Genomic DNA, 12,496 nt, shown 5'->3' with positions numbered 1-12,496 from the left:
AAGGAATCACTCATGAAAATCAAAGATATGGAAATATTTTTAGATCTTTTAAACACTCAAAGTCCAACTCATACAGCCAACAATTTTTCCATAACTCAACCTAATGTTTCAATAGTAATTAAAAATTTAGAAAATAAATTTGATGGCATTTTATTTGAAAGACTTGGAAAAAAACTCTTACCTACACCAAAAGCTTTAGAACTAGGAAAAAATTGGTTAAAAATTATACAAGCCTACTACCAAAGCTTAGAAAAATTAAACGACGAAAGTATGCTCTTAGGGGAAATAAAAATAGCCTCAACTCAAAGCATTTCTGAACATTTTTTAGCTCCTATTTTATTTGATTTTAAGGCAGAATTTAAAAACATAGAAATTCGCTCTCAAACGCAGAATTCAAAAGAATGTTTAAATTTACTAAAAAACGGAAATATAGAATTTGCAATCATTGAAGCAGAACTTGATCCAGCTTTAGTGGAGTATGAAAATTTAGAAATAAATTTTTGGCAAGATGATGAACTTATAGTAGCTACAAGTGATAAAAAACTCAATGAAAAAGAATTTTATATCGATGAACTTTTGGAACAAAAGTGGATTTTAAGAGAAGTAGGCTCAGGCTTAAGGGATAAATTTTTAAACGAAATTGGTGCAAGCTCAAAAAAACTTAATATTTTTCTTGAACTTGATAGAATGGCTGCGATTAAAGAACTTGTTTTACAAAAAAAAGCAATCTCTATTTTTTCCAAAAAAAGCATAGAAAAAGAATTAAAAAATTCAACACTTTATGAAATTAAATTAAAAAATATCGACCTAAAGCGTAAATTTTATACCTTAAAAAGAAAAAATTATAATTTTAACAGAGCTTTAGAAAAATTTGAAAAAATATTCAAATCATAAACATAATAACCGATTTATATAGAAAGTTAAGCAATTTTTAGATAAAATCCAAAGCTTATATAAATTTCAAGGATAATCAATGAACGCCAAAACTCAAGAAGCTGAATTAGAAGAATTATTTCAAGAAAATGCAAAAGATTATATCACATATGAAAAATTGGTAAAATATCTTACAAAACAACCAAGTGCATCAACCACTAAAAAAGTGCAAGCATTAATGAAAAAACACAAAGTGCAACTTTTTTCAGCAGCTGAAATTGCACAAATGAAAAACATAGAAGATGCAAAAAGACTTCAAGAAGAAAAACAAAAACTCCAAGATACAAGCCTTGAGAACGAATTTGATTTAGCCAATGAAAACGATTTATTAGAATGGAGCAGATCAGACTCTCCTGTTCGTATGTATTTAAGAGAAATGGGACAAATTGCTTTATTAAACAAAGATGAAGAAATTGAAATTTCCAAAAAAATAGAACTTGGCGAAGATATTATCATTGATGCTTTTTGTTCTGTACCTTATTTGATAGATTTTATTTTAGATTATAAAGAACCTTTAATAAACAGAGAAAGAAGGGTAAAAGAACTATTTAAAAGCTTTGACGATGAAGAAAAAAGTGATGATAAACTTGATGAACTTGATATAGATGAAGATGAAGAAAACGAAACAGAATTAGAATCAGATGAAGAAAATACTAAAAAAAACAGCAAAAAAGAAGATGAAAGAACTTTAAAAGTTATAGAAAAATTTAAAGCTCTAGAAAAAGCTAAAAAAGATTGGCTAAAAACATCCAAAGACAAAGAAAGCGGAGATGAACTTTTAGATAAATTAAGCATTGCGTTCAAAAAAAATATTTTAAAAGAAAAATTAATGGATCTAGGCCCTACTTCAAAACTTATTAGCGAAATCGTAAAATCAATGGAAACTGCACTAAAAAGTGATGAAGAATTTGACAAAGAACTTAAGCGTTTAGAATACCGCTTACCTATGTTTTCTGATGAACTTAAAAAACGCCATGCAGATATTTTAAAAGATATTACAAAATTGAGCAAAGAAGAAATCACAGAGCGAGCTTTAGAAACAACCATGGTAAGCACTTATATGGAAATTAAAAAACTATTTCAAACTAAAGAAGCCAGTGAAAAAAGCTTTGATCTTGAAAAATCACGCTTAAAAGAAATTTTGGAGCAAATTAAACGCGGTAAAAAAATCTCTGATGAAGCAAAAGGAAGAATGGCAAAATCAAACTTGCGCCTTGTTGTAAGCATAGCTAAACGCTACACAAATCGTGGTCTGCCTTTCTTAGACCTTATCCAAGAAGGAAATATAGGTTTGATGAAAGCTGTGGATAAATTTGAATACAAAAGGGGTTATAAATTTTCCACTTATGCAACTTGGTGGATCAGGCAAGCTATTTCAAGGGCTATAGCTGATCAAGCAAGAACCATAAGAATTCCAATCCATATGATAGAAACCATCAATCAAATTAACAAAATTATCCGCGAACATCTACAAAAAGATGGAAAAGAACCTGATGTCAGTGTTATAGCTAAAGAAGTAGGTTTAAGCGTAGATAAGGTTAAACAAGTTATTAAAATCACAAAAGAACCAATTTCTCTTGAAGCTCCAATAGGAAATGAAGATGATGGTAAATTTGGAGATTTTGTTGAAGATAGAAATTCACTTTCTCCAATGGATCATATCTTAAAGGATGATTTAAAAGAACAAATTGATGAAGTTTTAGATCAATTAAACGATAGAGAAAAAGCGGTAATTCGTATGCGTTTTGGTTTAATGGATGATGAAAGTGATAGAACTTTAGAGGAAATTGGAAAGGAACTTAATGTCACTCGAGAAAGAGTGAGACAAATAGAAAGCTCAGCTATAAAAAAACTCAAACACCCTAAAGTAGGAAGAAAACTAAAAAATTATATAGAAGGTTGGAAGTAAGAGTCAATCTCCTTACTAAAAACCCAGATCTTTTTCTTCTTTTAACTTGCGTACATGTTCAAAAAAAACTAATTTTCCGCTATGTTTTTTTAAATTTTTAAATTCCTTAATATCAAATTCTAAACACAAGATAGAAGAAGTTGGAAAAGAAGCTAAACATAGCGAACTTAATAACTCTCCAAGCTCCATTAAACTAGGATTATGACCCACTAAAAATACTTCATTAAACTCATCATCAATATCTTGCAGAATTTTTAGCAAATTTTCAACATTGCAAAGATACAATCTTTCATCAAAACAAATTCTATTTTTATCAAAATTATAAAATTTGGCTATTTTTTTCGCTGTTTTAGCGGTTCTAACAGCAGGACTTGATAGCACCAAATCAGGATGAATTTCATGCGAAGCAAGATTTTTAAAAAGTTTTTTTAAATCTTCCTTTCCACTCTTAGTAAGTTTTCTTTCAAAATCATCGATGTCTTCACTCTTACTTGCTTTTGCATGTCTTATAATATAAATTTTTTTCATTTTACCTCTTTTATTTTAGCTAAAATATAACCACACATAAACCCGAAAATATGACCATACCAAGCAACATTTACCCCCATAAGCAATGGCACAAAACTCATAAGTAAAATTGCCACTATAAGTCCTTTTGTGCTATTTTTATCAATAACAGCATAAAAGCCCATTAAAACACAAATTGCACCACTAGCGCCTATGACATTTATATTTTCTCCAAAATATTTAAAATCAAAATACACATAAAAAACACTTAAAAGTGAGCACAACAATCCGCCAATAAAATAAATAAAAATAAAACACAAAGCACCCAAATAAGTTTCTAACATACGCCCAAATTGAAACAAAACTATCATATTTAATATAAGATGAGTTAAATTTCCATGTAAAAACATTGAACTTAAAAGCTGCCAATAAGCTCCATTAAAAAATAAAATATTCAAACCAAGGATATTGTAATAATCATAAGAAATCAAAAAATAACATAAAATATTTAAAAAAATTAAAAAAATTGTAAGCAAAATATAAAACCTTTATTTTTTATAATATTGTCTTAAAATTCACATAAAATTCACATAAATTCTTTACAATTTTACTAAAAAATAATTTAGGAAAAATATTGAAAATTAAATTTTTAAATATTATTACTATTTTAAGTTTATCTTTAAATGCTGATATAATAATTTCTGCTGATAATTTACCGAATGTTTCTAAAGAATTTTTACAACATAATTTCAAAGCGCCTATAGGGATCGTGCAAAAAGACAAAAATTCCTATGAAGTCTATCTTAGCGATGGAACAGAGCTTGAATTTGATATAGATGGAGCTTGGAAGGAAATTGAAAATAAAGCCTTTCCTTTTGATCTAGATTTTTTACCTCAAAATTTAGCCAATATCATCAAAAACGAATTTCCAAATACAAAAGCTAGAGAAATTGAAAGAAAAATCAACCATTATAAGATTAAACTTGATAACGATATAAAAATTCTTATAGATTTTAATGGAACTATCTTATATAAAGAATTTGATGATTAAACATATCATCAAACCTGCATTATATCTTTAACATCGTTATATTCTATCTTTTCTTTTTCAAGCAAAAGCTCTGATAATTTTAAAATTTTATCCTTCATAGAATTTAAAAATTCATCCATTTCTTTTTTTTGTTCACTTAAATTTGACTCTTTCAACATATCAAAACTCAACATATAATCAAGCAATTCTTTAATCTTTAAAAAATCATCTTGCGAGTTAGTATAACTTTCATTGTAAATCAATCTCATGGCTCTAGAACCAGCCAAATAAACTTTTATACGATTGATAAGCTCTGATTTTGATCTTATATTATGCTCATATTCTTTAAAACGATCTTCAATGAGAGTGATTTTTTCAAATCCTATGTCAAAATAATACGCACTCAAAGCTTTTGCAGCTTGATAAGTGGCTTGAATTTTCTTCTCTTCATTATTAAAACTTAAAATCTTTTTCTTACCTAAAAGAACTTTATTTAATACAGCATAAAAATCGCTTTCCTCAACTAAAGCACTATTTCTTCTTAAAGCATTAATTGCTGCTTCATTGACCAAAGTTTCAAGCCCTGCTCCACTAAAACCTACGCTTGCTTTAGCGATTTTATTTAAATTGATATTATTGTTTTTATCTTTCATATAAATTTCTAAAATTTTAAGTCTATCCTTAAAATCAGGCAAAGATAAAAAAATTCTCCTATCAAAACGCCCCGAACGCAATAAAGCAGGATCCATAAGTTCGATTTTATTTGTCGCAGCTATAACTATAACCCCGCTATTGTCCTCAAAACCATCCATTTGAGTTAAAAGTTGATTTAAAGTGCTATCTCTTTCAACATTGGACATTTCTCCTCTTGCCTTACCTACGGCATCTATTTCATCAATAAAAACTATGCTAGGCGCCATCATTTTAGCTTTTGAAAAAAGCTCTCTAACTCTTTTTGCACCCATACCTACATAAATTTCAACAAAACTTGAACCACTTTGATAAAAAAATGGCACCCCTGCTTCTCCTGCAACTGCTTTTGCTATCAATGTTTTTCCTACACCAGGTGGGCCTACCATTAAAACACCTTTTGGCATTTTTACACCAAATTCTTTATATTTTTCAGGATTTTGTAAAAAATCCACAAGTTCGCTTAGCTCCATTTTAACTTCATCAACACCTGCTACATCATTAAAAGTAATATTTGAAATCACAGGTTTTATATGGGAACTTTCTAAATTTATATTTGAATTTTGAGCTTGAGTGTGATTTTGATTCTTATTTGATATTGGATATTTAGCCAACTCTTTTTTACGAGCAAAATAACCAAGACTTATAAAAAGTGCGATAATAAAAATAAGTAAAACAAAAAACACCCAAAGCGTATTATCTTTTTTAACCTCTACGGGAACTTTTGATAAAAGTGTTTTTATATCTATGCCATCTTTTATAATTATGTAATTTTCACCTTCTGCCTTAAGCCAAATTTCGTCTTTATCAATCACAGCTTTTTGGATTAAATTTTGACTTAACAGACTTTGATAAAGATTTTCATCTATATATTTAGGTTCATTTTTAAAATATAAAATTCCCAAAAGCATACATAAAACCATAAAAGATGCTAAAATTATCTTTTTATTTTTCATTATCTAGCCTTTTAAATTTGCAAAGTTAGACTTTTCTTGTACTTCATATTCAGATATAACGATCCATTCTTTAGCTATATCTTTATCACTTTTAATTTTGATCTTATTAAAAAACTGATCATAACCCTCAAAAAAACCATCTTTTTGATTTTCTACCAAAACTTCAAGTGAAACTTGATTTTTTTTCCTAAATTCATAATTATTTTTTTCTACTATGGATTTTAAAGTGTTTAGCCTTTCTTTAGCTAAAGTTCCATTTATCACATCTTTCATGGTAGTAGAATGCGTGTTGTTTCTAGGGCTAAAAATAAAAGCATGGATATGAGTGAGTGGAAATTCTTTAAAATTTCTTAAAGCTTCTTGCCATAGCTCTTCACTCTCGCCTGGATGAGCTACTATAAAATCCGTCCCTAAAGCATATCCTTTGCTTGCTATAGTATTAAAAAGCTTTAAATCATTATCCGTATGTGATCTTCTTCTCATTATACGAAGCATTTTTTCACTTGTATGTTGCAATGCAATATGTAAATGCCTTTCAAGCCAAGCTTCATCTAAGATTTCTAAAAAACTTTCATCAAGCTGTGCAGGTTCTAAACTACCTAGCCTTATGCGTTTTATACCTAAAATTTGTCCCATTTTTTGCAAAAGCTTGCCTAGGGTTGTGCCATTTTTAAGCCCATATGAACCTATATTAGTCCCTGTTAAAACAATTTCACTATAACCATTAGCTCCCAAAATTTCAACCTGTTTTAAAAGAGCTTTTTCATCCACACTTCTTGATTTTCCCCTCACGCTAGGAATAATACAATAAGAACAAGCAAAATCACAACCTTCTTGAATTTTCACAAAAGCTTTGGTATGATTTTCATACTCACAAACTATATCTTTATCAATAAAATTTAAATTTCCAAGTTCATAAAAACTTGTCTTTGCTCCTAAAAATTCATTGATTTTATCTTTATTTGACGCTCCAAGCACTCCAAAAACTTGCTTTTTATCTAAAAGCTCCTTACCTTTGCTTACAGCACCACAACCTGTAAGTATAACTTTAATGCCTTTTTTTTGCATGGTATTTACATAAGACTTTATCCCGCTATCAGCTCCATTTGTAACCGTGCAAGAATTTACAACGATAATTTGTGCTTTATTCTCATCATTTATAATCTCATAATCTTTTACATAACTTTTTAAAAGCTCTGTATCATAAATATTTGTACGACACCCAAAGGTTTTAAAAAAAACTTTTTCTTTCAATCCTTATTCCTTGCATGAAAATACATATTTTCATGATGTTGTTCAAAATGATTTTGATTTAAATTTCCTAAATATAAATTTTGCGATGGATAAGCAATTTTTATATCTTTATGCTTATTAAATTCTTTTATAATCTCTTTGCTAATCGTACTTCTTAATACCAAAGCCGCATAAGCATTAGTCATATACCATGCAGAAATTCTCATTCCCCAATGTTCAAAAAACATAAAAAACCTTGGCTCCACTTTAGGATTTTTAATACTATATTCATGTTGTAAACGAGCTATATTTTTTCTAGCAAGCTCAGTATAACCTTTGGCATGGCGTGTAACAATATTTTCTACAATTTCTTGCGCCTTATCAAGATTGCTATCAAAAGTAACACTTATATCAATGCCATCAAGCACGGTTTTCATACCATGATGGGTATAATTAGCAAGCAAATTTGTAAAAACATAGTTATTAGGAATAAATATAATACGCCCACTACGACGATTTTTATTATAAGTTTCAAGCGTAAGCTCTTCATAAAGAGTAATGCGTAAAAAAGAAATGTCTATAATATCTCCTATATAGGCAGTATCGTTTTGAAAAACTTTTACACGATCCCCTACTCTAAAACTTCCGCCAAAAATAATCACACACCATCCAAGCATAGACATAAACATATCTTTCATAGCAATAGCTAAGCCCGCAGAGGCAAAACCAAGTATAGTTACAAGATAAGTAATATTTTCTATATAAGCAAAGAGCAAAATAAGAAAAATAATATTTATATTAATAAAATTAATAATCTTCGTAGCAGTATAATATCTTTCACTATCCTTAATGTATTTTTTAGCAATAAATTTCAACATAAAAGCTATAGCTATAACAATAACAATAGCAACAAGTATATTTACAGCCCTTAAGCTTTGAACTTTAATCTCAGCACTTACTCGAGAAAGCTCTTCATCAATTTTTTTCTCATAAACAGAATAAGAAACACTAGCAAAATTTAAAGCTTGCTCAAATTCTTCCAGCTTTTTATCCGAAGCTTTTAAAGCTTCTATATTCTCAACACTTGGTTTAAGCTCAACTAATTCCTTAAGTTCTGAGTTTTTTTCCCTGATTTTATCTACTAAATTTTTAAAATCATTAAATTTAAATATATACTCTTCCTTTTCTCCTTTTAATTTCTTAATATGAGAAAAAGCTCCTATAATAGCCAAAGGATTAGTAAGCTTAGATAAAGTTTCTATATTATCAGGGGCACTAAGACTTTGTGCAAAATTTAAATCTTTATATTCTTTAAGCAAGTTCAATTGCTCTTCTAAATTTGCTATCTTGCGTTTAAGTTCTTCTTGTTGATGAATATCGGAAGTCTTTTTTAAATTAAGATTTAAAATGATTAATTCATCATTTATATCTTGATATTTTATAAAATTTTCATAACGTATATTCCAAATACTAGCACTGATTACAGTATTTAAAGTATTAATTTTCTCATTTATATTATTAATAATAGTCCGATTTACATCACCAAAAGCAAAAACAACAAAAAAGGTTAAAATAATAATTTTTTTCATTGGAATTCTCTTAAAGTTGCAATTATATCTTCTTTAGAAATATCACCTTTTATCAAACCCTTACCCAAAGGACTAGCAAGAACAAAATTGATTTTTTTATTAGAGCTTTTTTTATCCATGAAAAAAGCTTCATAAAATTCATCTACATTGTTGATTTTATATGATATTGGCAAACCGAATTTAAGTAAAATATCTTTTATTCTTTGACTTTGCATTTTATCCAAAAGCCCTAAATTTAAAGCCAATTGATTTGCCATAACCATACCTATAGCCACCGCTTCTCCGTGTAAATAAAGCTTATAATCTGTAAAATTTTCTATAACATGAGCAAAAGTATGACCATAATTTAAAAGCATTCTAAGCCTTGATTCTTTTTCATCTTGTTCAACAACCCTTGATTTAAGCTCTATGCTTTTTGCTATAATTTGAGTAAAAATTTCATTCTCACAAGTAGCATTTAAGAAACTTTTTTCATCAATTTTTTCTATAAAATCAAGTATACTATAATCAAACATTGCTGCCATTTTAATAAATTCAGCCATGCCTGCAGCAAGTTCTCTAGAGCTCAAAGTCTTTAAAAAAAAACTCTCACAATATACAGCTTTAGGTTGATAAAAAGTGCCAATAAGATTTTTACCAAAATTATTATTAACACCTGTTTTTCCACCTACTGCTGCATCAACACAAGCTAAAAGTGTAGTAGGAATATTTATAAAATCAATACCTCTTTGATAAATACTAGCAGCAAATCCGCCCATATCACTAATCACGCCACCACCAAAACTTATAAGTACGCTTTTTCTATCCAATTTAGAATTAAACATTTGGTTTAAAATTTCTTCCATGGTGCTTAAATTTTTATATTCTTCACCATCTTTTACAGTGGCAATAAAAATTTCTTTTGCCTTAATTTTAGAAAGTAATGTTTTCAAATGAAGACCTGAAATCTTAGGATTTGAAAGTATAAAAACCTTACTATCAAATTCTAATTCTTCAAGTTCATCAATATAAACCTTATAAGCATTTTCTTTTAACTTAACTTCTACTTGCATTGAACTACTCTTTTTGCATTTATTTTATCACATTTAATTAATTATTTATTCTACTGGTATGAAAAGTTGGTAATTTTGTCTCATTTTGTAATAATGCCTATTTAAATTTGTACTTAAATTTCTGGCAAAATCTCTATTTAGTAATTCTTTTTGAAAACTCACAAATTGTAACAAATCTTCGCGATATTGCAAATTTAAAAGAGGGTTTTCATCATTTTTATTAATAATTTGTATATTTTTATCATAAAGCTTAGATAAACTTCTAAAATACTCCTCCATATCTGTAGTATTTTGAGAATTTGGATTATAATAATATAAAATAACTCCAAAATCAAGCTGTTTACTTAAATCAGTAATGACATTTGCATTGTTTTCAAGTTCACTCTCATCAGCACTTAAAATAATCGCTTCTTTAAGCTCATCAAAAGAAGCTTCACCCACCTTCATAATAGGAATTTTTAAATCAAAAAAAGCTTGTTTTTCTTTCTCAAAATTTTTTATATCAGTTACAACTAATCCTATATCATTATTTTGCAACCACATGGAAATTTGTTTAAAATCCGTGTTGAAATAATCAAAAAACACACCTTCTTTATCCTCAGAAAGTTTTTTTAATTTTTCATACATTACCCCTAATTTAGGATTGATAACATGTATAAAAAATCTTTTTGCATTGCTTTTTTGAGTTAATTTTAAAGTAGTATCAAGCACTCTTTCTTGCATATTTTGATTCATATTTTTCATATCAATTAAAGCAAAAACATTACTTCCAAAAGGCATAGGAAATTGCCCTGCTTTGCCTCTTATATTATGAAAAATACTTTGTAAAACAACAGGATCTCCAACGATCAAAATGCTATCATTTGGCTCTAAAACAAAAGATGGTTTTACAAAATAAATCTTAGAATTTCTATAAATAAGGACTATGCGCCACCTTTTTTGTTGTATTGAACTTATGTGCCTATAAGCAAAAATAGACCCTGCTGGAATTTTTACTTCCATAATCTCTCCAACCCCAAGTCCTATATACTGAGCTGTTAAAGCAATATCTGGTAAAAAATCCATAAATCTACGGCTTAAAGTCATTCTAGCATCAGCTAAATTTGCATGAGTATCATTAACACTTAACCCCCAAAAATCCATTATTTCTATTTCTAAATTTGGATTTAAAGAACGCAAAGCCTCATAACTTTTTTTAGTTTCAAATTCATCTTGCATATAAATAAAAGCCTGTTTAAAATCTTTACTTATAATATTTTCAAGACGCGCTGTGCTTGTAGGATCAAAATAATGCAAGTCAATATACTCACTAGAAATATTTAAGTTATTTTTTTCACTATTTTGACACACTACTGTAAAAAAGTAACCTAAGCCTTTTTCAAAACAAAGCCTTTCTAAGAAATGCTTTGCTAAAATACCATCTATTATAATTAAAATATTATTCATTTTAAACTCCAAAAAGGAAATTATAACAAATGGAATTTAAATTAAAGCATAAAGATGGAATGGCAAGGGTTTGTGAAATCACTACCGCACACAGCACTTTTTTAACCCCTGTTTTTATGCCTGTTGGCACAGTAGGAGCGGTTAAAAGTCTTGATGCTAATGATATGAAAAATGAGCTTGATGCAAAAATTATTTTAGCAAATACCTATCACATGTACTTGCGTCCAACTTCCAAAGTAGTAAAAGATTTTGGAGGTTTACATGGATTTACGAAATTTGATAGAAGTTTTTTAACCGATAGTGGTGGTTTTCAAGCTTTTTCTTTAAGTAAAAATTCCAAACATTTTAATGAAGGCATAGAATTTAAAAGTCACATTGATGGAAGTCGTCATCTTTTTACTCCAAAAAGTGTTTTAGATACTCAATATGATTTTAATTCTGATATTATGATGATTTTAGATGATTTAGTAGCCCTACCCGCAACCAAAGAAAGAGTTAAAATTTCTGTTGATCGCACTATACTTTGGGCAAAAGAGGCTATTACTTATCATAAAAATATGCAAAATAAAGGTATAGGTATAGGGCAAAATATTTTTGGTATTATCCAAGGTGGTACAGATTATGAAGAAAGAAAGCGTTGCGCTTTAAGTTTAAATGAAATGCCATTTGATGGTTTAGCTATAGGTGGGCTTAGCGTGGGCGAAGAAAACGCCTTGATGTACGAAACAGTCCAAAACTTAAACCCTTATCTAGATGAAAATCGTCCAAGATATTTAATGGGCGTAGGAACGCCTGAAGATTTAGTAGAAAATGTTGAGCGAGGAGTAGATATGTTTGACTGTGTGATGCCAACTAGAAATGCAAGAAATGGAACATTTTTCACAAGTTTTGGAAAATTTAATATCAAAAAAGCAGAATTTATCAACGATCATGAAGTTATAGATTCTACTTGCTCATGTTATACTTGTCGTAATTTTTCAAGGGGTTATTTAAACCATCTTTTTAAAGCTAAAGAACTTACTTTTTTTCGTTTGGCAAGTCTGCACAATCTACATTATTATCTTGAACTTGCAAGAAAGATGCGTGAAGCAATTTTGAACAATTCTTTTACGCAATTTAAAAGAAATTTTTATCACTTAAGAGGCAAATAA

General features: G+C 28.8%; 11 protein-coding genes. 4 read left to right on the top strand and 7 right to left on the bottom strand.

Annotated features, from left to right (window positions below; all coding sequences use genetic code 11):
* The first annotated feature begins 12 nt into the window (after positions 1 to 12).
* Together FBF10_RS05420 and rpoD are read left to right on the top strand one after the other, a co-directional pair.
* Positions 13 to 894: a LysR family transcriptional regulator gene (locus tag FBF10_RS05420; RefSeq protein WP_002855820.1), complete on the top strand. Its 882-nt coding sequence runs from the start codon at positions 13 to 15 to the stop codon at positions 892 to 894.
* A 79-nt stretch (positions 895 to 973) separates the two neighbouring features.
* On the top strand, positions 974 to 2,842 hold the full coding sequence (gene rpoD, locus FBF10_RS05415; protein ID WP_002852997.1) for an RNA polymerase sigma factor RpoD: 1,869 nt from the start codon (positions 974 to 976) through the stop codon (positions 2,840 to 2,842).
* Positions 2,843 to 2,857: 15 nt separating this feature from the next.
* Here the strand turns inward: rpoD and FBF10_RS05410 are convergent, their stop codons facing one another.
* Both FBF10_RS05410 and FBF10_RS05405 read right to left on the bottom strand, forming a co-directional pair.
* Positions 2,858 to 3,370, bottom strand: a complete 513-nt coding sequence (locus FBF10_RS05410; protein ID WP_002852934.1) for a histidine phosphatase family protein — start codon at positions 3,368 to 3,370, stop codon at positions 2,858 to 2,860.
* Positions 3,367 to 3,885, bottom strand: coding sequence for a rhomboid family intramembrane serine protease (locus tag FBF10_RS05405; RefSeq protein ID WP_002853058.1), 519 nt, complete (start codon positions 3,883 to 3,885; stop codon positions 3,367 to 3,369). The genes FBF10_RS05410 and FBF10_RS05405 overlap by 4 nt, the downstream gene beginning before the upstream one ends.
* Before the next feature lie 98 nt (positions 3,886 to 3,983).
* Between FBF10_RS05405 and FBF10_RS05400 the strand changes: the two genes are divergently transcribed.
* A complete protein-coding gene (locus FBF10_RS05400; RefSeq protein ID WP_002853001.1) occupies positions 3,984 to 4,400 on the top strand; it encodes a PepSY-like domain-containing protein in 417 nt (138 codons plus the stop codon).
* Positions 4,401 to 4,408: 8 nt separating this feature from the next.
* Here FBF10_RS05400 and FBF10_RS05395 read toward each other — a convergent pair whose 3' ends face one another.
* From FBF10_RS05395 to FBF10_RS05375, 5 genes are read right to left on the bottom strand one after another with little or no spacing between them, the layout of a single operon-like run.
* The gene (locus FBF10_RS05395) at positions 4,409 to 6,025 is read right to left on the bottom strand and encodes an ATP-dependent metallopeptidase FtsH/Yme1/Tma family protein (RefSeq protein WP_004308486.1); all 1,617 of its coding nucleotides are present in this window, start codon (positions 6,023 to 6,025) and stop codon (positions 4,409 to 4,411) included.
* Positions 6,026 to 6,028: 3 nt separating this feature from the next.
* Complete coding sequence (gene mtaB / locus FBF10_RS05390; RefSeq protein WP_004308487.1) at positions 6,029 to 7,279, bottom strand: tRNA (N(6)-L-threonylcarbamoyladenosine(37)-C(2))-methylthiotransferase MtaB; 1,251 nt, start codon at positions 7,277 to 7,279, stop codon at positions 6,029 to 6,031.
* On the bottom strand, positions 7,276 to 8,847 hold the full coding sequence (locus tag FBF10_RS05385; protein ID WP_002890021.1) for a mechanosensitive ion channel domain-containing protein: 1,572 nt from the start codon (positions 8,845 to 8,847) through the stop codon (positions 7,276 to 7,278). The genes mtaB and FBF10_RS05385 overlap by 4 nt, the downstream gene beginning before the upstream one ends.
* Positions 8,844 to 9,899: a 3-dehydroquinate synthase gene (gene aroB, locus FBF10_RS05380; protein ID WP_002852978.1), complete on the bottom strand. Its 1,056-nt coding sequence runs from the start codon at positions 9,897 to 9,899 to the stop codon at positions 8,844 to 8,846. Before aroB ends, FBF10_RS05385 begins: the two co-directional genes overlap by 4 nt.
* A gap of 45 nt (positions 9,900 to 9,944) precedes the next feature.
* Complete coding sequence (locus tag FBF10_RS05375) at positions 9,945 to 11,345, bottom strand: COG3400 family protein (protein WP_002908687.1); 1,401 nt, start codon at positions 11,343 to 11,345, stop codon at positions 9,945 to 9,947.
* A 29-nt stretch (positions 11,346 to 11,374) separates the two neighbouring features.
* Between FBF10_RS05375 and tgt the strand changes: the two genes are divergently transcribed.
* On the top strand, positions 11,375 to 12,496 hold the full coding sequence (gene tgt, locus FBF10_RS05370; protein WP_002853029.1) for a tRNA guanosine(34) transglycosylase Tgt: 1,122 nt from the start codon (positions 11,375 to 11,377) through the stop codon (positions 12,494 to 12,496).

The sequence above is a fragment of the Campylobacter sp. CFSAN093249 genome (assembly GCF_011067895.1).
Classification (GTDB): domain Bacteria; phylum Campylobacterota; class Campylobacteria; order Campylobacterales; family Campylobacteraceae; genus Campylobacter_D; species Campylobacter_D jejuni.
Note: the sequence above shows the minus strand (reverse complement) of the source record. Positions and strands in the feature narration are given on the sequence as shown.

Coding starts and splice junctions, on each gene's coding strand:
- FBF10_RS05410 (WP_002852934.1), bottom strand. CDS start 3,370: ATGAAAAAAATTTATATTATAAGACATGCAAAAGCAAGTAAGAGTGAA.
- FBF10_RS05375 (WP_002908687.1), bottom strand. CDS start 11,345: ATGAATAATATTTTAATTATAATAGATGGTATTTTAGCAAAGCATTTC.
- tgt (WP_002853029.1), top strand. CDS start 11,375: ATGGAATTTAAATTAAAGCATAAAGATGGAATGGCAAGGGTTTGTGAA.
- FBF10_RS05385 (WP_002890021.1), bottom strand. CDS start 8,847: ATGAAAAAAATTATTATTTTAACCTTTTTTGTTGTTTTTGCTTTTGGT.
- FBF10_RS05395 (WP_004308486.1), bottom strand. CDS start 6,025: ATGAAAAATAAAAAGATAATTTTAGCATCTTTTATGGTTTTATGTATG.
- aroB (WP_002852978.1), bottom strand. CDS start 9,899: ATGCAAGTAGAAGTTAAGTTAAAAGAAAATGCTTATAAGGTTTATATT.
- FBF10_RS05420 (WP_002855820.1), top strand. CDS start 13: ATGAAAATCAAAGATATGGAAATATTTTTAGATCTTTTAAACACTCAA.
- rpoD (WP_002852997.1), top strand. CDS start 974: ATGAACGCCAAAACTCAAGAAGCTGAATTAGAAGAATTATTTCAAGAA.